General features: G+C 61.7%; 16 protein-coding genes. 12 read left to right on the plus strand and 4 right to left on the minus strand.

Translation table 11 applies throughout. The features are described from left to right. Positions 1-74: 74 nt before the first annotated feature. Positions 75-2,441, minus strand: a complete 2,367-nt coding sequence (locus T370_RS0109090; RefSeq protein WP_029435534.1) for a penicillin-binding protein 1A — start codon at positions 2,439-2,441, stop codon at positions 75-77. Between the two features lie 244 nt (positions 2,442-2,685). Between T370_RS0109090 and hisD the strand changes: the two genes are divergently transcribed. The 4 genes from hisD to T370_RS26085 all read left to right on the plus strand — a co-directional run bounded on the left by hisD (position 2,686) and on the right by T370_RS26085 (position 6,145). Further along, positions 2,686-3,987 (plus strand): histidinol dehydrogenase, encoded by a 1,302-nt coding sequence (gene hisD, locus T370_RS0109095; RefSeq protein WP_029435535.1) that lies wholly within the window; start codon positions 2,686-2,688, stop codon positions 3,985-3,987. Positions 3,988-4,030: 43 nt separating this feature from the next. After that, on the plus strand, positions 4,031-4,927 hold the full coding sequence (locus tag T370_RS0109100) for a phosphoribosylaminoimidazolesuccinocarboxamide synthase (RefSeq protein ID WP_029435536.1): 897 nt from the start codon (positions 4,031-4,033) through the stop codon (positions 4,925-4,927). Positions 4,928-5,247: 320 nt separating this feature from the next. Then, on the plus strand, positions 5,248-6,012 hold the full coding sequence (locus T370_RS0109105) for an enoyl-ACP reductase FabI (RefSeq protein WP_029435537.1): 765 nt from the start codon (positions 5,248-5,250) through the stop codon (positions 6,010-6,012). A gap of 1 nt (position 6,013) precedes the next feature. After that, positions 6,014-6,145, plus strand: coding sequence for a hypothetical protein (locus T370_RS26085; RefSeq protein WP_273695588.1), 132 nt, complete (start codon positions 6,014-6,016; stop codon positions 6,143-6,145). 94 nt (positions 6,146-6,239) lie between these two features. Here the strand turns inward: T370_RS26085 and T370_RS25955 are convergent, their stop codons facing one another. Next, positions 6,240-6,569 (minus strand): IscA/HesB family protein, encoded by a 330-nt coding sequence (locus tag T370_RS25955; RefSeq protein WP_227327737.1) that lies wholly within the window; start codon positions 6,567-6,569, stop codon positions 6,240-6,242. A gap of 230 nt (positions 6,570-6,799) precedes the next feature. After that, positions 6,800-7,138 carry an IscA/HesB family protein gene (locus tag T370_RS0109120; RefSeq protein WP_005029619.1) on the minus strand — a complete coding sequence of 113 codons (339 nt, stop codon included), beginning with the start codon at positions 7,136-7,138 and terminating at the stop codon, positions 6,800-6,802. 372 nt (positions 7,139-7,510) lie between these two features. On the opposite strand from T370_RS0109120, the gene pyrR reads away from it, so the two are divergent. Genes pyrR through T370_RS0109135 form a run of 3 tightly spaced genes read left to right on the plus strand, consistent with a single transcriptional unit; the run spans position 7,511 to position 10,116 of the window. Continuing rightward, positions 7,511-8,050 (plus strand): bifunctional pyr operon transcriptional regulator/uracil phosphoribosyltransferase PyrR, encoded by a 540-nt coding sequence (gene pyrR / locus T370_RS0109125; RefSeq protein WP_005029616.1) that lies wholly within the window; start codon positions 7,511-7,513, stop codon positions 8,048-8,050. 35 nt (positions 8,051-8,085) lie between these two features. Continuing rightward, positions 8,086-9,309 carry a replication-associated recombination protein A gene (locus T370_RS0109130; RefSeq protein WP_029435539.1) on the plus strand — a complete coding sequence of 408 codons (1,224 nt, stop codon included), beginning with the start codon at positions 8,086-8,088 and terminating at the stop codon, positions 9,307-9,309. Positions 9,310-9,318: 9 nt separating this feature from the next. Further along, positions 9,319-10,116, plus strand: a complete 798-nt coding sequence (locus T370_RS0109135; RefSeq protein WP_029435540.1) for a lysophospholipid acyltransferase family protein — start codon at positions 9,319-9,321, stop codon at positions 10,114-10,116. Between the two features lie 227 nt (positions 10,117-10,343). On the opposite strand, the gene speB is transcribed toward T370_RS0109135, so the two are convergent. Beyond that, positions 10,344-11,216: an agmatinase gene (gene speB / locus T370_RS0109140; RefSeq protein WP_029435541.1), complete on the minus strand. Its 873-nt coding sequence runs from the start codon at positions 11,214-11,216 to the stop codon at positions 10,344-10,346. Between the two features lie 191 nt (positions 11,217-11,407). Here speB and T370_RS0109145 point away from each other — a divergent pair, with 191 nt between their 5' ends. The 5 genes from T370_RS0109145 (at position 11,408) to T370_RS0109165 (ending at position 19,814) form a co-directional block, all read left to right on the plus strand. After that, positions 11,408-14,593, plus strand: a complete 3,186-nt coding sequence (locus tag T370_RS0109145; RefSeq protein ID WP_248604239.1) for a response regulator — start codon at positions 11,408-11,410, stop codon at positions 14,591-14,593. 20 nt (positions 14,594-14,613) lie between these two features. Beyond that, complete coding sequence (locus T370_RS0109150; RefSeq protein WP_029435543.1) at positions 14,614-15,705, plus strand: response regulator; 1,092 nt, start codon at positions 14,614-14,616, stop codon at positions 15,703-15,705. Then, entirely contained in the window at positions 15,692-16,789 is a 1,098-nt protein-coding gene (locus T370_RS0109155; RefSeq protein WP_029435544.1) for a response regulator, read from the plus strand. The genes T370_RS0109150 and T370_RS0109155 overlap by 14 nt, the downstream gene beginning before the upstream one ends. A 322-nt stretch (positions 16,790-17,111) precedes the next feature. After that, positions 17,112-17,765 (plus strand): GntR family transcriptional regulator, encoded by a 654-nt coding sequence (locus T370_RS0109160; protein ID WP_029435545.1) that lies wholly within the window; start codon positions 17,112-17,114, stop codon positions 17,763-17,765. A 102-nt stretch (positions 17,766-17,867) separates the two neighbouring features. Beyond that, a complete protein-coding gene (locus T370_RS0109165) occupies positions 17,868-19,814 on the plus strand; it encodes an SPOR domain-containing protein (protein ID WP_029435546.1) in 1,947 nt (648 codons plus the stop codon). The last annotated feature ends 66 nt before the right edge of the window (positions 19,815-19,880 follow it).

Raw genomic sequence — 19,880 nt, forward strand, 5'->3', positions numbered from 1 at the left:
GGGGTTTGGGGGAAGGGAGGGGAAACCTTTCTGAAGAAAGGTTTCCCCTCCCTTCCCCCAAGCTTCTCATTCAGCTAAAACATCTGCTTCAGCAAATCCTCGCCGCGGGTGTTCACGCCGGAAATGGCTTCCTCGGACGTGCTGGAACCGGGCTCCGTGCCCGTATAGAAGGGAAGCCGCAACCCGCCGCTCCCCACGAGATGCCCGCTGGTCTGGTCCACGTTCGCAAAGGAAATCCCGTCCGGCACCTCAAAGTCATCCGGCGGATACGCCTGAAACGCCGATTTCGCGTACTCGACGAAAATCGGAAGAGCCATGCTGCCCCCCGTGCCGCTACGGCCCATCGTCCGGGGCTGGTCGTACCCGACGTACATGCCCGTCACGAGATGCGGCGTAAAGCCGATGAACCACGCGTCCTTCCAGTCGTTGCTGGTCCCGGTTTTGCCCGCGACGGGCCGTCCGAGCACTTTGGCTTTCGTCGCCGTGCCCGCGTTCACCACTTCTTTGAGCAGGTAGGACATCACATAAGCGTTCTGCGGGGAAATGGCATCACGCAAATCGGGCTGAGACTCATAAATGGTCTCGTTCCAGAAGTTCTTGACCGAGAGGATGAACCGCGCCTTGCTGACCATGCCGCCGTTGGCGAAGGCGGTGTAGGCCTGCGTCATGTTCAGCGGCGTAACCGCGACCGCACCGAGGCTGACCGACAGCACTTCGGGGAAATGCGGCTCCAGCTCCAGATCCTTGGCTCGCTCAATGACTTTCTGGACCCCCATCTGCTGCACCACGCGGATAGTGCACAGGTTGCGGGACAGGGCCAGCGCCGTGCGCAGCAGGAGCGGCCCCTTGAAGTTTTTCTCGTAGTTGCTCGGACGCCACACGTCGCCGCTCTCAAGGAACTGCACCACGGGCGCGTCGAGGATGACGGAGGCCGCCGTAAAGCCGTTGTCCAGCGCGGCGGAGTAGACGATGGGCTTGAAGGACGACCCCGGCTGCCGGAACGCCTGCGTCGCGCGGTTGAACTGGCTTTCCTGAAAACTGTAGCCGCCGACCATCGCCACCACGTCACCCGTCTCAGGCTCAATGGAAATGAGCGCGCCCTGCAATTCCGGGACGCACTGGAGCGACAGGCGGATAGGCTTGTTCAGTTCGGCCTCATCCGGATTGTACGGGTTCTTGGGGTCGCTGACGGCGGCCACCCAAACGACATCACCGGACTCAAGGAACTTCTGCTTGCTGCGGAGCGTCTTCTTCGCCCAGCTCAGCTGCGCGTTATCGATGAACCCGCTGTACTTGCCGAGACGTATGTCCACACCCTTGTCCGTGATCCGGGTGACGATGCCCTTAACCCGTTCGCCGTTCGCCAGCATGTCGGGGGAGAAATGCGATTTTTCGATGCGCTCTTTCAAGTCCGCCACCGGGATCTTTTCCACCGGCCCCTGCCAGCCCTGACGGCGGGTAAAGTCTTCCAGCCCGGAACGCAACGCCTCATCCGCCGCCATCTGCGCCGGAGGGCTCATAGCCGTCTGCACGGTAAAGCCCATCTGATAGACGGCATCCTCGCCGTACACGGGCAACTCGATGCCGAGCCTTTTGGCGTTTTCCTCGCTGAACAGATCAATAAGCTGACGCCGCACCTCTTCCAGATACCATGCCCCCTGACGGCCCATGCCGTCCGCCATTTGCTTGAACACCAGCGGCTGCTTGAGCGCGGCGTCGTACTCGGCTTCCGTGATCCAGTTAAGCTCGCGCAGACGGCGCAGTACGTAGTGCTGGCGACCGATGGCGGCACTCGGGTCACGGTAGGGGTTATATTGGGAGGGAGCCTTGGGCAGGCCCGCGATGAGGGCGCATTCGGCCAGCGTGAGATCCCTGGCGTTCTTCCCGAAGTACGTCCGAGCCGCAGCCTCCACGCCGTACGCGTTGGCCCCGAGGAAGGTCTGGTTCAGATAGATTGTCAGGATTTCATCTTTGGAAAGGTAATGCTCCAGACGGTACGCGAGGATGGCTTCCTTGATCTTGCGCTCGTAGCTGCGTTCAGGCGTCAGGAGCAGGCGCTTGATCACCTGCTGCGTGATGGTGCTGCCGCCCTGGCGCTTTGTGCCGGACTGGAGGTTGATGAGGAAGGCGCGGAAAATGGCGACCGGGTTCACGCCCTCGTGTTCATAGAATTCAGCGTCCTCAGCGGCCAAAAAAGCCTTGGGGAGCATCTTGGGCATCTGATCGAGCGAAATGAGGAAACGGTTTTCCCGGTAAAAAGAACCGATGACGCTCCCGTCACGCGCCAGAACGGTGGTGGTGAGTGCGGGACGGTAATCGGCGATACGGGTAAATCCCGGCAAATCCCGGACAGCCCAAAAATAGACGCCAACCACGGCTGCGAGGCCAAGGGCCACGAGCACGCCGATGATGGTTCCAAAAAGAAAAAACACTCTCTTCATGAGCAAGGCGATACCCTGTTTCCGCCTCTGCGTAAAGAGCGTGACGCACAATCAAAAAACGAAAACGGAAAACGATCCCGCCCATTGCCCGCGCCAATCCTAGAAATCCACTTGGGAAAACGCTCGGCGGGAGGCTCGACTTTCCGACGTTCCTGCTCTAAAGTCATCTGTTCTTACCAAGCCTCTTCATCATCCGGGGAGCCCCGGAGACGCCCCCGGTCCGCCGGAGGCCCAAGGAGTCATCATGACGTGTCGTTTGCTGTCGCTGTCGTCAGAAGCCATGTGGCCGGAACTGCTGCGGCTTCTGGAAAACCGCGACAACCCCGATCAGACCGTGGAAACGGATGTGCGTGCCATGCTGGACGCGGTCCGCAAGGGCGGCGACAGCGCCGTCCTCGAGTATGTCCGGCGGTTCGACTGTCCGGACATGCGGCCCCCCCTGCGCGTGCCCGCCGAGGATCTGGAGCAGGCCGCCCGCGACATTCCCGCCGAAAGCCTCGACTGCATCAAACAGGCGGCGGACAACATCCGCGCCTTCCATGAAGCCCAAAAAGATCGCTCATGGTTCCTCACCCGCGACGACGGCACGATCCTCGGCCAGAAGATCGAAGCTGTGGACCGCGCGGGCCTTTATGTCCCCGGAGGGCGTGGCGGCAACACGCCGCTCATCTCGAGCCTGCTCATGACCGCCATCCCGGCGCAGGCCGCGGGCGTCCGCGAAATCGCCGTAGTCACGCCGCCCCGCGCCGACGGCACCCTCAATCCGCATATCCTCGCCGCCGCGCACCTGCTCGGCGTGCATGAAATCTACCGCATGGGCGGGGCGTGGGCCATCGCCGCGCTCGCCTACGGCACCGAAACCGTCGCGCCCGTGGACGTCATCGCCGGGCCGGGCAACATCTGGGTGACCACCGCGAAACGGCTCGTGCAGGGCCGGGTGGGCATCGACATGATCGCCGGGCCGAGCGAAGTGCTTGTCCTCGCCGACGATTCCGCCAACCCCGAATGGCTCGCCGCCGACATGCTCTCGCAGGCCGAACACGACGCACTGGCCTCCGCCATCTGCATTACGGACAACGAGGCTCTGGCCCATGCCGTCATCGCGGAACTGGAACGCCAGTCAGCCACCCTGCCCCGTGCCGACATCGTGCGCAAATCGCTAGCCGACTGGAGCGCCGTGGTCCTCGTGCCGGACATGGACGCCGCCATCGCCCTCGCCAACCGCGTGGCCCCGGAGCACCTCGAAGTGCTGATGCGCGAGCCGTGGTCCGTGCTGCCCCGTATCCGTCATGCGGGCGCGGTCTTCCTCGGCCCCTACGCGCCGGAGCCCCTCGGCGACTACTTCGCCGGGCCCAACCATGTGCTGCCCACGCTCGGCACAGCCCGTTTCTCCTCGGCCCTTTCCGTACAGACCTTCTGCAAACGCACCAGCATCATCGCCGCCAGCCCCGCCTTCGCCGCCGCCAATACGGACGCCGTGGCCCGGCTCGCCCGCATGGAGCAGCTCGAAGCCCATGCCCGCTCGATGGAATGCCGGAAGCAATAATTCCGTCAACGTTCAACCCACGCCAACGCTCAAAGGACGTCACATGAAAGTCACGACCAAGACCGACATCAAGGAATTCCCCTTGCTCAACCGAGGTAAGGTCCGCGATATTTACGATATCGACGACTCCACCCTGCTCATCGTCACCACGGACCGCATGTCCGCCTTTGACGTCATCATGAACGAGCCGGTCCCGTACAAAGGCGTCATCCTCAACCAGATCACCCTGTTCTGGATGAAGAAGTTCGCCCACCTCGTCAAGAACCACCTCATCGAAAGCGACGTGGACAAGTTCCCCGCCGCGCTGGCCCCCTACCGCGAAGAACTGGAAGGCCGTTCGGTTCTCGTGAAGAAGGCCAAGCCCCTGCCGGTGGAATGCATCGTGCGCGGCTACATCACCGGCTCCGGCTGGAAGGACTACAAGGCCACAGGTTCCGTCTGCGGCTACAAGCTGCCCGAGGGCCTGCTGGAGTCCGCCCGCCTCGAACAGCCGCTGTTCACCCCGTCCACCAAGGCGGAACTCGGCGAGCACGACGAGAACATTTCCACGGCCCGGGCCGCGGAAATCCTCGGCAAGGACATCGCCGATCAGATCGAGAACATCGCCCTGGCCCTCTTCAAGGAAGGCCGCACGTGGGCTGAAAGCCGCGGCATCATCATTGCCGACACCAAGTTCGAGTTCGGCATGGTCGACGGCGAGCTGATCCTCATCGACGAAGTGCTGACGCCCGACTCCTCCCGCTTCTGGCCCGCCGAGGGCTATAAGGCGGGCCAAAGCCAGCCGAGCTTCGACAAGCAGTACCTCCGCGACTGGCTGTCCGGACAGCCGTGGGACAAGACCCCGCCGCCGCCTGCCCTGCCCAAGGAGGTGGTCGAAGCCACCCAGAACAAATATCTCGAAGCCTACCGCATTCTGACCGGCTCCGAGCTTGCTCTCTAATATAAAATGAGGGAAAACCGGAGGAGGAACTCTTTATCTCAAAGAGCCTCCTCTGAGCTTGCCCGCACTCCGCCCGCAACACTCGGCAGGCGGAAAACCGGGCGGCGGAAACGCTTGCCGGGCGCGTATGGCTGATGCCATCAAGCCCGTTCGCGGGAATTTCCGCACCACTCATTACCGGCCTCTTCGCAGCCTGGAAACCGCCTTTCCGCCGACGGCGGAAGGGAGATTCACGGATTTCCGGTTTGCCCGTCACTGGGGGAGCTTTTCCCCGGCCGCCGGAGGCCCCTTTTCCACTCAGTACCAACTACGAGGAAACCATGCTGTTGAAAGACAAAAAGTGCCTCATCTTCGGGGTAGCCAACAACAGAAGCATCGCGTACGGAATCGCTTCCTGCTTTAAGGAACAAGGCGCCCGGCTGGCGTTCAGCTATGCCGGTGAAGCCATCCACAAGCGCGTGGAACCCATCTCCGAAGAGCTAGGCGGTGAGTTTATCTTCCCCTGCGACGTGACCAGCGACGAGGACATCGCCGCCGCCGCCGCGCTCGTGAAAGAAAAATGGGGCAGCGTGGACGTGCTCGTCCATTCCGTCGCCTTCGCCAACCGTGAAGACCTGACCAAGCGCTTCATCGAAACCTCCCGCGACGGTTTCGCCACGGCCCTGAACGTCTCGGCCTATTCCCTGACCGCGCTCTGCCATGCCTTCGAGCCCATGTTGAACCCCGGCGCGTCCGTGCTCACCATGACCTACTACGGCGCTCAGAAAATCATCACCAACTACAACGTGATGGGCGTCGCCAAAGCGGCCCTTGAAGCTTCGGTCCGCTACCTTTCCGTCGATCTCGGCGCGAAGGACGTGCGCATCAACGCCATCAGCGCCGGCCCCCTCAAGACGCTGGCTTCCTCTGGCATTTCCGACTTCAAGCAGATCTTCAATCACATTGAAGAACACGCCCCCCTCCGCCGCAACGTGACCACCGAAGACGTGGGCAAGGCCGCCGTCTTCCTCGCTTCGGATCTCGGCTCCGCCGTGACCGGCGAAATCATGTTCGTGGACTGCGGCTACAACAACCTGGGCATCTAACGTGTCCGTCCTGTTGACGCTCGCCTTTCTCGTCGCCGTCGTCTGGCTGCTTGCCAAGGCGGAGGAAAAAGGCGTGCTGCATACCGGCGGGTGTCCCTGCTGCCATCAAAGGCGCCGCCAAAAGCGCTCTTAACCGCAGGCGTCCCCACGCACTCAAGGGACGGACTACACGAAAAAAGGCGGCGTTCCGAAGAACGCCGCCTTTTTGTCGTCAAATGCTATGGGAGCTAGTGAGTGCCGCAGCTGCCGGAGGAACAACTTCCGCCACAACTGCTCCCGCCCGTATTGGCAAGGGGAATTTCGGGTTCGACGGAAAAGCCCATGTACGTCAGGTCGATGCTCACGCCACCCACGGTTTCAAGAAGATCGCCAGCGATGCAAAAGGTAAATCCGTCCTGCTCAAAAACCTTGTCTTCGGGAGTAGGCTCATCCAGAGCCAGAGCGAGGCGCGGGCCGCGTCAGCCGCCAGCGGCGAGATACACGCGGATAGGCGTTTTTTCCTTGTCGGCAAAATACGCTTCCAGCTCGTGGGAAGCTGTTTCGCTAATCGTAAACATGGTTGTTTCCTCCGGAATAAATGATGAAGAGGGGAAACGGACAAATGCGGGAAAGCGCCATATCCGTCTTCTTCAGAAGGTAATGTACAAAAGCCAAATGGCAAGGGAACCTTTCGTTAGGGCTTTTCTCACGGAATCGCTTTTTGCGCAACGGAAACCCCGCCGGATGGTCCGCCTCTGGACAGAATCGGCACGGGAGGGCCTTTAAGAACCGTCCCGCGGTTTCAAACCTAATGGCAACCGCCGGAACTGCCGCAGCCGCCGCAGCAGGACGAGCAGCCGCCGCCGTTGCCGCCGCTCGGCAGGGGGATTTCGGATTCGACCACAAAACCCATATGGGTCATGCCGACGGTCACCGCGCCGACCTTCTCGGCCAGTTCCTTATTGATGCAGAGCGTCAGGCCGTTGTCCTCGGACGTTTCGTCGTCCTCGCCGGGTTCGTCGAGGGCGAGGGCCAAGCGGGGTCCGCTGCAGCCGCCGGGAGCAAGGTACACCCGGATGGGGGTCTTTTCCTTGCCTTCAAAATACGCTTCAAGCTCTTTGCGAGCCTCTTCGGTAAGAGAGATCATCAGGTCCTCCAACGCAGCCTCATCCGTCGCTTTCAGTCTTTCGATAAAGGCTTTCTGCGGCTGCTTTCGGGATTTGTTAAGATTGGCGGTTCCGGCTTAACGCCCTTTGGGCGGGAAGGCCGTTCTCCCGGACACGCGGGCTGTTACAGGCCCTCGCTGCGACGGCCTGAGTGGGGATAACATAGTTGCCGGGCGGTCCTTGTCAAGCCTCCTTTGCCCCGCCGGAGCCGCCCCATGGGGCCGTCCCCGTGTATTTCATGGACAAATCCGATCTTTTCACTCTACAGGGAATAGTATATCCTGACGATCTCAAGGCGCGCGGGAGCCCGTCCCCTCGCGGCACACGTGCCCGGACCTCAAGAGGAGTTGCCCATGAAAACCACCGTCCTTCTTCATGCCGACGAGATCGCCCGCGTTCTCGACCGTCTCGCCTGCCAGATCATGGAACGTCACGGAGACTGTGAACAGACCGTACTGCTGGGCATCCAGCGGCGCGGGGTCGACCTCGCCGTCCGCCTCGGCAAGGTGCTGGAAGACAAGCTCGGGCGAAAGCTGCCCTTCGGCACGCTGGACATCAACCTGTACCGGGACGACTGGACCACGATGCACGCCCGCCCCACCATCGGCGAGTCCAACATCACCACACCTCTCGACAATAAAAACGTCATCCTCGTCGACGACGTGCTGTTCACCGGGCGCACGATCCGCGCCGCGCTGGAAGCCATCCTCGACTATGGCCGCCCCAAGACGGTGGAACTCCTTGTCCTCGTGGATCGCGGCCACCGCGAACTGCCCATCCACGGCGACTACGTGGGCCGCAAAATCAACACGGCCCGCTCTGAAAAGGTCAATGTCCTTATGGAAGAACGCGACGGCAGGGACGAAGTCGTCCTCGAAAGCGCCGACGCTTAACGATACCCGCCCCGGCGGGCAAGCTTGGAGCCTTCATGTCTCTGTCTCAGCCTCTGCCTGAACGCCTGCGCCCCTCCGAACTGGCTCTCTTCGTCGGACAGAGCCACCTCGCCGAGCGCCTGACCACGCTCTTGGAAGGCCCGCGCCTTCCAAGCCTGCTCCTGTTCGGCCCTCCGGGCTGCGGCAAATCCACGCTGGCCCTCCTGCTCGCACGCGCCCGGGGCGGCAACGTCCTGCGCCTGAGCGCTCCCGAGGCCGGCTTGCAGCAGCTCCGGCGCCAGCTTACCGGTGTCGATATCCTTGTGCTCGACGAGCTGCACCGCTTCTCAAAGGCGCAGCAGGACTTCTTCCTCCCGTTGCTGGAGTCCGGCGATCTCACGATGATCGCCACGACCACGGAAAACCCCTCTTTCAGCGTGACCCGCCAGCTGCTTTCGCGGCTGCACGTCCTGAGGCTGCGCCAGCTCGGGCGGCCCGAACTGCTCGAACTCGGCAAGCGCGGCGCGGCGGCCCTTTCCGTCACCCTGAACGACGAGATCCTTGATTTCCTTTCGACGGCGGCCCACGGCGACGCCCGGACCATGCTCAACCTGGTGGAGTACGCCTCGTCCCTGCCGGAGGAGAAACGCAACCTGCCCCACGTCAAGGCCACCCTGCCCGAGATCATGGCCCGCCACGACAAGGATGGGGACAGCCATTACGAATACGCCTCAGCGCTCATCAAATCGATCCGCGGCAGCGATCCCGACGCGGCGCTGTACTATCTGGCCTGCTTGCTCGAAGGCGGCGAAGATCCGCGTTTCATCTGCCGCAGGCTCATCCTGTCCGCCTCCGAAGACGTGGGGCTGGCCGATCCGCAGGCCCTGCCGCTGGCCGTCGCCTGCCAGCAGGCCGTGGAGTTTGTGGGGATGCCCGAAGGCTACATCCCGCTGTCGGAAACCGTGGTCTACCTTGCCCTTGCGCGCAAGAGCAATTCCACCTACGCGGCCTACGCCAACGCGGCGCGGGAGGTGAAAGTCAACGGCCCGCAGTCCGTGCCCCTGCATCTGCGCAACGCCTCGACACAGCTCCAGCGCGAATGGGGATACGGCAAGGATTACAAGTATCCGCACAATTTTCCGCAGGCGTGGGTGGAACAGGACTACCTCCCTCCCTCGGTCAGGAACCGCGTGTTCTACCAGCCCAAGGAATATGGGGAGGAGCCCCGCCTGGCAAGCTGGAGCAAGCGCCTGAAACGCACCAAACCCGAAAACCGTTAGGTCCCGCTCATGACGACATCTTCCCATCTGTTCGACGCCAACTGGTATCTGACGTCCCCGCGTACCCCTTCTTTCCTGAGCCGCATCAGCCCCAACCTGGGGTTCTACGCGCCCATGATCTGGATCGTGTTCAAGGCTGGCTGCAACGCCATGCGCAATCAATACGACGGCGAAGCATGGGCCCAAAGCAGCGAGGGCATCGCGCACGCGCTCGAATCCGTGGGCTGCCGCATCGAAGCCGCCGGGATGGAACATTTCCGTTCACTGGAAGGCCCTTGCGTCTTTATCGGCAACCATATGAGCACGTTGGAGACGTTTGTGCTGCCTTCCATGATCCAGCCGTGGAAGGACGTGACCTTTGTGGTGAAGGAAAGCCTGCTGAAGTATCCCTTCTTCGGCCCCGTGCTCGGGTCGCGCGAGCCCATCGTCGTCGGCCGCAGCAATCCCCGTGAAGATCTCGTCGCGGTGCTCGAGGGCGGCGAGGCGAGGCTCAAGCAAGGCCGTTCCGTCATTGTTTTTCCGCAGAGCACGCGCAGTTCCGTTTTCGACCCCGCGCATTTCAATACCATCGGCGTCAAGCTTGCCAAGCGCGCCGGGGTTCCGGTCATTCCAGTGGCGCTCAAGACCGATGCGTGGGGGAACGGGAACCTCCTCAAAGATTTCGGCCCGGTGGATGTCAAAAAGACCATCCACTTTGAATTCGGCGCGCCCATGCGCATCGAAGGCACGGGCAAGGCCGAGCATCAGCAGATCACCGAGTTCATCATCGATCGCCTCGGCGTATGGGGACGTGAGATTGGGGAATGATGGATGTGAAACTGGGGAGGGGGAACCTTTCTCGAGAAAGGTCCCCCTCCCCTTCCAAGCCCCACCCCTCCCACTTCAAAGAGTTTCGTGTTTATCGAATCCCTTTTCGTCAATGTCCGGAGCGCCCTTTACGGGGCGTTCTGTTTTTCCGTAATAAAAGGGGAAGGCTTTTCTTTAGAAAAGCTTTCCCCTTCCTCATACGGTTATCGTGGTAAGGCTGATCCGCTTTACCTGCGTCCGCGCGCTACGATCCCCATGAGGGCGTATGCAAGGCGGGCGGCGGCGAAATCGGAAGCGTGCATTCCGGGCACCGGAGCCAGCTCCACGACGTCGAACCCGAGGACATCCCGTCCCGACAGCGTCCGTTCCGCAATGTCGAGCGACTGATACCAGCCGAGCCCGCCAGGGACGGGCGTCCCCGTCGCGGGCATGATCGACGGATCGAGGCCGTCCACGTCAAAGGTCAGATACACCTGGCGGGGAAAATCCGAAGGGAGCAGTGATTCGGGAAGGCCGCTGCGGGCAATGGATGCCGCATCATGGAATGTGACGCCGTGTTCCTTGCGTGCCTCCACTTCGTCAAGGCACATGGCCCTCACGCCGAACTGGGCCAGCGGCAGCCCCAAATCCTTGACCGCACGCCGCATGACGCACGCATGGCTCCACGGGCTCCCCTCATAGCTGTCGCGCAAGTCCGCGTGCGCGTCGAACTGGATGATCCCGAATGTCCCGAACCGCTTTTTCAGCGCCGCGAGAGCGCCGTAGGTGACGGTATGCTCGCCGCCAAGCAACACGGGCAGCCCATTGCAATCGAGGATACCCCCGACCGCCGCTTCCACCCTGCCGAGCACGGTTTCCGGAGAACCGGAAATGTCGACGGCTGGCCACGTATAAATGCCCGCTTCGGCGGGGACGGATTCACCATCCCACAATTCAAGCTGATCGGAAGCCTCAAGAATGGCTTCCGGGCCCCGCGCCGTCCCTCCGGCATACGACACCGTAGCCTCCAGAGGCACGGGCAACACATGGAACAGGCAGGATTCCGGTTCGGCGACCGGCAATTCCGAGGCAAGGAATCGGTGCGTGGTTTCGTGGGGCATGGAAATATCCTTTTTAAATGTCTGCGGGTGCGGTTGCTTGATACCCTAAATGAGTTTATAATACAAATTACTGAAAATATCTTTCCATTGGTTCTCTTTCCACGTCAACACGCAGACATGCCATGCCTTCTCACACGTTCCGCCGTTTTCTTTTCCCCGCCCTCCGAACGATGCTGGGGTCCTTTCTGTTTGTGTTGACGTTCTCCTTCGCGGCTTTCTCCGAAACCGAACTCATCCTCTCCCCGGATGAAAAACTCTGGCTGGCCCAGCACCCCGAACTGCGTCTGGGCGTCATCGCTTCACGCCTGCCGTTCGAAGCGCTCTCTTCCGAAAGGAAACAGGAAGGCATCGCCAGCGACTACGCGAACTGGCTTGAAAAAACGCTCGGGATCCGCTTTGTGGCGCACCCCGTCCCCGATACGGGGCTGCACCTTCCGTTCGGCGAAGGCAAGCTTGACGTGCACCTCTCCGCCGTCGACACGCCGGAATCGCGTAAAACCATGCTGTTCACCCGGCCATACCTTGAGCTGCCCCTCGTGCTGTTCATGATGAACGATGCGCCGTTCGTCAATGGCCTCCAAGATATGAAGGGAAAACGGGTGGCCGCCGTAGGGGAGCGCTTGCTGGACATATTGAAGGATACCTCTCCGGAAATCAGGGCTGTGGAGGCTCGGACCACACGAGAAGCCTTGGAGATGCTGGAACGGCGGCAAGTCGACGCCGTCTTTGAAATCCTCGACGCGGGAACCCACGTCATACGGCTGAATAATATCCCCCAGGTTATCGTCGCCGCGGTGACGCCCTACCGTTTGCCCATACGGATCGGCGTCCGCAAGGACTGGCCGCAGCTTGCCGCCATCCTCGACAAGGCGCTGGGCGGCATTCCCCCCACGGCCTCGCAGGACTTCCATAACCGCTGGTTCAACGTCCAGCGCTCGGCGGAAATCGCCTGGAGCCTGTTCTGGGAAATGACCGCCACGGTCATTCTCATCGCCCTCGGCATCGTACTAACCGCGTTGTTCATGCTCCGCAAAGTGCGCAAGGAAGTCCTCGTCCGGCGGAACACGGAAGCCATGCTCAATTCCCTCCTGGAGAACCTGCCCGCCGCCGTCTGCCTGTTCGATTCCTCCTGCCGCTGCCGCAAGCTCAACGCCATGTGCGCAAGCATCTTCGGGTTTACGGAGCAAACGGCCCTCGACGGCGTCCCCGGAACGGATTTCCCCGTGGCTTCAGGCGTGCTTTCCGAAAAAGTGTTGAGGGACGTCCTGGAGTCCGGCGAACCCCGTATGTTCCCCCACTCCCGCACCGATGCGGATGGGAAAACCGCCTACTACCAGACGACGCTCGTCCCCCTGCGCAAGGCGGATGAAAAAACGGATGCCGTCCTCTGCCTGAGCGCCGACATGACCACGCAGAAGCTGCTGGAAAAAAAGCTTTCCGAGCAGCTTGCCTTTGCCCAAAAGCTGTTGAAGACCAGCCCAATCGGCGTGCTTATCGCGGTGGAAGGTTTCATCCGGTACAGCAACCCCCGTGCTCGGGAACTGATGGATCTCCGCGAGGAAATGGATGTGGCCCGCGTCTATCCCCAGTTGCGCGAAGCCGCCGCCATGCTCCCCACGCTTGAAGACACGCTCACCGACATTGCCCTGAAAAGCCGGGACGCGCAGGGCCAGCCGCATCACCTCCGGGTCACCTATACCCGCACCGAGTATGAAGGCGCCCCGGGCATCATCTGCTGGCTGGTCGACGATACCCAGAATAAAGAGCTGGAGAAGCAGCTCGTGCTGGCCAAAGAGGAAGCCGAAACGGCCTCACGCGCCAAGAGCGATTTTCTCGCCAACATGAGCCACGAAATCCGTACGCCCATGAACGGCATCATCGGCATGACCCATCTGACGCTGCAAACCGAGCTCACGTCCCGCCAAAGGGACTACCTCACCCAGATCAGCACATCGGCGAACACCCTGCTGCGCATTGTCAACGACATTCTGGATTTCTCCAAGATCGAAGCGGGCAAGCTCGAAATGGAACATGCCGACTTCCAACTGGAACAAGTGCTGGAAGAGGTCGCCTCCATTGCGGATCTCAGCGCCGCCGAAAAGGGGCTTGAGCTGCTGTCCCGGATCAGCCCGGACATCCCACCGGTACTGGAAGGGGACGCGCTCCGGCTTTCCCAGATCCTGCTGAACCTCGTAGGCAACGCCATCAAGTTCACACAGTCCGGCCACGTCCTTGTTTCCGTCACGCAGGAGCGCCACGGAGGGAGCAAAACACGTCTCCGCTTCTCCGTCAGCGATACGGGCATCGGCATGACGTCCGAACAGATCGGCAACCTTTTCGAATCGTTCACGCAAGCGGACAACTCCACGACCCGGCGCTACGGCGGCACGGGGCTGGGGCTCGCCATCTGCAAACGCCTCGTGAACCTCATGGGCGGAGAAATCCATGTGAGGAGCACGCCGGGGCATGGCAGCGACTTTATCTTTACGGCGGAGTTCGGCACGGTGGCCGTCCCGGAACGCCGCCTGCTCCTCCCCTCCCATCCGCTGCATGGAGAACGCATCCTCATTGTTGACGACAATGAACTCTCTCGGAACATCCTCAGCGGTATGCTCCGGGAATTTCAGCTTGATCCCGTATCGGCGGCCTCGGTCGGAGAGGCCGTACGGCTCTGCCGCGACGCCGCGCGCGAGGGAAGGCCCTATCGCGTCGCCCTCATTGACTGGCTGATGCCGGGCATGAACGGCAAGGATACGGCACAAGCCATTTGCGCGGCGCTTCCCAAACGGCCCGTCATCCTGTTCATGGCCACCATCCACGACCGGCCCGATGTCCTCGCCCATATCCGAGAAGGGAAAGACATTCCCATGCGGCTCATCACAAAGCCGGTTACGCCCTCCTCCCTCATCTCGGCACTGCTTGAGGCCGAGCAGCCGCAGGACAGGCCCGATCGGGCCGAACCGTCCGCCGCCCCCTTCCCCGAACTTGTGGGCGCGCGGGTGCTGCTGGCGGAGGACAACGCCATCAACCGGCAGGTCGCCAACGAAATCCTGCAATCCAGCGGCGTCAGCGTGGAGCCCGCCGGGGACGGCCTCGAAGCAGTGGAAAAACTCTGGGAAGGCGGCTACGATGCCGTGCTCATGGATATTCAGATGCCCGGCATGGATGGGCTGAAAGCCACCCGGATCTTGCGGGAATACGCCCGGTTCGACAACCTGCCCATCATCGCCATGACCGCCCACGCCATGAACGGCGACCGGGAAAAGAGCCTTTCCGTGGGTATGCAGGATTATATCGCCAAACCCATTGAACCTTCCGTCCTCCTTTCCACCCTCGCGCGCTGGATACACCGGGACGGCCGCTCTCCCCGGCGCTGAGCGCCGCCCCGAGGTACCCCATGCACCAGCCAGAGCATACGCCGCGCACGCTGTTCGTCGACGACGAAAGCATCAATCAGCAGATCGGTGCCGAAATCCTGCTCGCCCTCGGAGCCGAAGCGGATACCGCCGACAACGGCCTTCAGGCGCTCCGCCTTATCCGCACCCGGCATTATGCCATTGTGTTCACGGATGTGGAAATGCCCGTCATGGATGGAGCCACCCTCACGCATATCCTCCGCAGCGACAGCCGCTACGGCGAACTGCCCATCATCGCCTGCACGGCCATTTCCTCACCGGAAGAGGAAGAGGCGCTCCTCCAAAAAGGCTTCACCGCCGTCCTCCGCAAGCCTTTCGACGTGCAGGCCATGCAAACGGCCCTCAACCGCCATGCCACACTCTCCGGCGAAGCCCCCGCGCCCTCACCGGAACCCAGGCCCCGCGTCGAGGCGGGGCACGCCATACGGGAAGAACTTGAGCACCTCCCCGGTTTTTCCGTACGGCAAGGGCTTGATCGGGTCATGGGCAACCTTCCCTTGTACGTCAGTCTCCTGTTCGATTTCCGACGCGAGCTTGCCGAAGCCGACGCCGAGATCAGGCAGGCCCGGCTGCGGGACGATATGCCCTCCATCCGGGCGTCCGTCCACAAACTGAAGGGCATCAGCGGCAACGTCGGCGCAACGGATCTGTATACGCAGCTTGTGGAGCTCGAGCAGTGCCTGCAAGGGGGTTCCGCAGAAAATGTCGACAACCTTCTTGACACCCTATACGGCTACGTTACAACGGCCGAGAGTGTCCTTGCGGCGGCAGGGCAGGCCATCGCCGCGTACCCCGAAGCCCCTTTGAGCATTCCCGCCGTAGGAGAAACGCTGGATGTCCGCAAGCTGCAACCGGCGCTGTGCGAATGCCTCCTGCTCATCCGGCAGTACAACACGGCCGCGCGCGAAGCCTTCGGATCCGTCAGGCGTTTTCTTGGTGGGCAGTGCGGGGCGGAAACGAACGAAATCCAGCACGCCATTGATACCTTCGATTTCGAGAAGGCCGAAAGCGGCCTTTTGCACCTTGCACAGCTTTTGGATCTGGAATTGAGAGAACCGAATGGGCTATCCTAAGAAACCCGTGGTGCTCGTCGTCGACGACACCATTGCCAATATCCGCATCTTGGATGATCTCCTGCGCGGCGAGTACACCGTCCGCGTTGCCACCAACGGTGCCACAGCCCTGAGGCTGGCGCTCTCCGAGCCCCGCCCCGACATCGTCCTTTTGGATATCATGATGCCTGATATGGACGGTTACGAAGTCTGCCGCCGCCTCAAGTCCGATCCCCTCACGAGCAACATCGCCGTCGTTTTCATCACCGCGATGGGGAACGAGGAACACGAGGCCAAGGGGCTCGATCTCGGGGCCGTGGACTTCATCGCCAAGCCCTTCCAGCCCCGCCTCGTCCGGGCGCGGGTATCGAATCACGTCGCGCTCAAAAAATACAACGACGAGCTCAATTCGCTGGTCAAGGAACGCACCAAGGAACTGTATCTTTCCCGTTCCGTGACGGTGGAATGTCTCGCTTCGGTCGTGGAAACCCGCGATAACGAAACCGGCGCGCACGTCCGCCGTACGCAGCACGGCGTGGAAATCCTCGCCAAGCGCCTGCGGCTCATGCGTCCCGATATCTGGGACGACGATGACGACACCATCGAGCTGTTCCGCGTCTGCGCCCCTCTGCACGATGTCGGCAAGGTCGGCATTCCGGACAGCATCCTCCGCAAGCCCGGCAAGCTCACGGAAGCCGAATTCAACGAGATGAAGAAGCACACCACCCTCGGCTACCAGACCCTGAGCTGGGCGGAAAAGCGCATGGGCGGGCACAACGACTTTTTGCGCCTTGGCGCGGTCATCGCCTATACGCACCATGAACGCTGGGACGGGAAAGGATATCCCCGCGGCCTGAAGGGAGAGGAAATCCCCCGCGTGGGGCGGCTCATGGCCCTCGCCGACGTCTATGACGCGCTGATCTCCAAGCGGGTGTACAAACCCGCCTTCGACCACGAAACCGCCAGGAACATCATCGTGGAAGGCCGCGGGACACAGTTTGATCCGCTTGTCGTCGAAGCTTTTCTGTTTGAAGAGGACTCGTTCCGCTCGCTCATCGTCACATATCCCGACGAAGAAAACCCCTTGCTCGTCTCCAACGACTGATACGCTCCCTTCCCATCGGCACACGGCAGGCCGGTTACTGCAATGCGTTCCCGCATTGCAGCCCCTGAGGTGCGGGCAACGGCATTGAAACGTTTCCCGCGCCGTTTGTTGCATGGAGATAGTATGTATCTTTCTATACCCCTTCTGTAACAAAGGTCCTTCAACATCTTGACGTAGCGCCTATTTCCGTTACAGAATGCAGTAATTCTGTAGAAAAACACATCGAGAATGCTATCCGCCTTGCCTCTCCCGATACACGCTTTCCGATCACTGCGAAACGCCTTACGAACCTTTTCGTCATGTGCCCTTCGAAGGAGAAGTCATGCACACGTTCAAACGCCAGACATACAGCGGCCAGGTTGTCGAGTTCATCAAGCGTTGCATACTTGACGGCGAACTCGCTCCCGGCGAGCAAGTTAAGGAAGTCACCCTTTCCGAACGCCTCGGCATCAGCCGCGCACCAATCCGCGAGGCGCTGCAAATCCTCACGCAGGACGGCCTGATCACGTCGGAACCGCAGAAGGGGAAGTACATCCGCAAGATGACCCGTCAGGAAATAGAGAACGAATACGAAATCGGCGGCATCCTTGAAGGCGCGGGTGTGGCCGCCGCCCTGCCGCTTATGAACCACGTGGACCTCGCCCGGCTCTCGGGCATGATCGAGCATATGGCCCGCCTTGCGCCCAGAGTGGGGGGCCTGTACGAGTTCACCGAAGTCGACGACGCCTTCCACAGCGCCCTGCTCGCCCATTGCGCGAACCGGCGGCTCGTGGAGATGGCCCGTTCCGCCTGTACGAACATCTCCAAATTTCTGTTCTATAACCATTGGAACGTCTTGTTCACTCCGCAGGAATTCGTGGATCGGCATCGGGATATTTTCGAAGCCGTGCAGACCCGTAACCCCGCCACGGTGGAAGAGTCGCTCCGCGAACACTACCGCGAATCGGGGCGGAGGATGGCGCAGTTCGGCTCGTGACGCGTCCCGGCGTTCCCGGGGGATTCTTTTGCTGACGCCGGACCGATTCTCGGATACAGTCTCCCCCGATAGCTGTTTTGAAATCCTATCGAAGGAGCAGATATGAGCACAGATACCCCCGTTCAGAAAGACGAGCCGAACGCCTCCGCGGAACAGCAGTCCGCTCCCGTCCAGCCCGTCTCCGAGGAACCGGTCGCTCCCGTGACGGAAACGGCGGCCACGGATACGGATGCACAGCCCTCACCGGCCCCGGAAACAGAAACCGTAACGCCGCCCCCGGCGGAACCGGCTCCCGCCAAACCTTCCCCCGTTCAGGAGGAAAAAGCGGCCCCCGCGCCCAAAGCCGCCAAGGTATCCAAGTCGCCCGCCCCGGAAGCCCAGCCGCAAACATCCAGCTTCGCTTTCCGCTGTTTCAACGGGCTCGCCTCCGTCGGCCCACTGGTCCTGATTCTTTTCTGGCTTATTCAATCCATGCCGACTTTTATGGGACGGGAGCTGCACGCGCTGCATAATCTGGGCGTCGGCCTGTTCGGCGTCGCCGCGTCCGGCCTGCCCTCCCCCGAGCTTTATCCGGTCTACCACTGGTTCTTGAGCGCCTTAAGCCTCATCCCCGGCATCGACAGCCTGTCTTTGGCGGCGTATATCCCCGGCGTGCAGCCAACCGCCGGGCTCGAGCAGATCAGCGGCTACCCGGTCCAGCTCCTGCCCCTCGCCTCCGCCCTGTCCGCGCTCTTCCTGATCCTTCTGACATGGGCTCTGGCCCGGGCCACCGGCAACGACAGGCGCACGGCCTTCGCTTCCGGCCTGGTGCTTCTGACCGGTTTCGCCTGTATGGGGTTGCCCCGGATTTCAGGCAGCGACATGCTGTTCACGGCCATCCTTACCCTTGCCGGCATCTGTTTGTACCGCGGATGGATCAAGGCATTCGCCCCTTTATGGCTCTTTGCCGGCTTCGCACTTGTCGCCCTGTCCGCGCTGGCCGGTGGCCTGCTTGGCCTCGTCCTTCCGCTGCTTGTCAGCCTCGTGTTCCTCCTCTGGCGCGGAACGTTCCGCCGGGCCGGGGCACGCGACGGAGCTCTGGCGTTCGGGCTGCTGCTTGTCCTGCTCCTCGCATGGGGTACGTTCATCGCTTTCGGCGACGGCGGACGCGAACTGCTGAAGACCCTCCTCGAAAACGAATATCTGGCCCCCGTCCTCGAAGCATGGAAGCTGCAGGGGCAAGACTCATGGATCATCGTGGCCCTGCTTGCCGTCCTCTGGCTTCCCTGGACGCTGCTCTTGCTGTTCCTTCCCTGGGGGCGGATCGGTACCTTCTTCAAGGGTATCGTGGTCAACCGCAAGCAACGCCCCGGCCAAGGCTGGCTGTGGTGCAGCGCCATCGTGACGCTGGCGGTCCTCGCCCTGCTTGGCGCGAACATGCCCGTGCTGTTGATGCCCCTCCTGCCGCCTTTGGCCGTCCTGACCGCTCAGGGCGTACTGAACCTTTCCGCGCGCGGCAGCCGCGGCTTTTTCCTCCTGCTGGCAATCCTCTTGATTGCCCTCGGCCTCCTCTTCGCCGCAGCGAACATCTATCCGCTGTTCCTCGGCGAACTCCCCGCGCCGCTTTCCGCCTTGCAGCCCACGCCGCTGGCATTGGTCGCGGCATTGGTGCAGACCTGCGGGCTCGTTCTGCTCGGTATCATCCTCTGGAAGGCGCTCAACCGCTCCTTCGCCGGAGGCGCCTTGCTTGTCCTGACGTTCCTGGTGCTGGTTTATACGGCTCCGATGACGTACTATGCGGCGGCTGGCGCTCCTGTGGCCGTGGAGACACCTGTGGAGCCCGCTCCGGCTCAGGAAGATCCGGCAACGGAGCAGGTGCCTTCTGAAACGCCCGTGCAGCCTTCCGGACCGGACGCCCCGGCAACTGACGAGCAGGCCGCTCCCGCACCTTCCACTCCCGTTGAAGCACCCGCCGCCACGGAACCGCAAGCCACGCCGTTGCCCGCCCCTGAAGAACCGGCTCCCGCAGCGGAAACGGCTCCTGCGGCCCAGCCCGCTCCCGCGAACTGACCCCAGTCCAAAATCAATCGCCCCGGATCGGACCGATCCGGGGCGATTTTTCTATGGGGTATGCCG

This window comes from Bilophila wadsworthia ATCC 49260 (genome assembly GCF_000701705.1).
Lineage (GTDB): Bacteria > Desulfobacterota > Desulfovibrionia > Desulfovibrionales > Desulfovibrionaceae > Bilophila > Bilophila wadsworthia.

Bases quoted from the DNA above. Each gene is read 5' to 3' on its own strand.
- T370_RS0109090 (WP_029435534.1), bottom strand. From the start codon at position 2,441: ATGAAGAGAGTGTTTTTTCTTTTTGGAACCATCATCGGCGTGCTCGTG.
- hisD (WP_029435535.1), top strand. From the start codon at position 2,686: ATGACGTGTCGTTTGCTGTCGCTGTCGTCAGAAGCCATGTGGCCGGAA.
- T370_RS0109100 (WP_029435536.1), top strand. From the start codon at position 4,031: ATGAAAGTCACGACCAAGACCGACATCAAGGAATTCCCCTTGCTCAAC.
- T370_RS0109105 (WP_029435537.1), top strand. From the start codon at position 5,248: ATGCTGTTGAAAGACAAAAAGTGCCTCATCTTCGGGGTAGCCAACAAC.
- T370_RS0109120 (WP_005029619.1), bottom strand. From the start codon at position 7,138: ATGATCTCTCTTACCGAAGAGGCTCGCAAAGAGCTTGAAGCGTATTTT.
- pyrR (WP_005029616.1), top strand. From the start codon at position 7,511: ATGAAAACCACCGTCCTTCTTCATGCCGACGAGATCGCCCGCGTTCTC.
- T370_RS0109130 (WP_029435539.1), top strand. From the start codon at position 8,086: ATGTCTCTGTCTCAGCCTCTGCCTGAACGCCTGCGCCCCTCCGAACTG.
- T370_RS0109135 (WP_029435540.1), top strand. From the start codon at position 9,319: ATGACGACATCTTCCCATCTGTTCGACGCCAACTGGTATCTGACGTCC.
- speB (WP_029435541.1), bottom strand. From the start codon at position 11,216: ATGCCCCACGAAACCACGCACCGATTCCTTGCCTCGGAATTGCCGGTC.
- T370_RS0109150 (WP_029435543.1), top strand. From the start codon at position 14,614: ATGCACCAGCCAGAGCATACGCCGCGCACGCTGTTCGTCGACGACGAA.
- T370_RS0109155 (WP_029435544.1), top strand. From the start codon at position 15,692: ATGGGCTATCCTAAGAAACCCGTGGTGCTCGTCGTCGACGACACCATT.
- T370_RS0109160 (WP_029435545.1), top strand. From the start codon at position 17,112: ATGCACACGTTCAAACGCCAGACATACAGCGGCCAGGTTGTCGAGTTC.
- T370_RS0109165 (WP_029435546.1), top strand. From the start codon at position 17,868: ATGAGCACAGATACCCCCGTTCAGAAAGACGAGCCGAACGCCTCCGCG.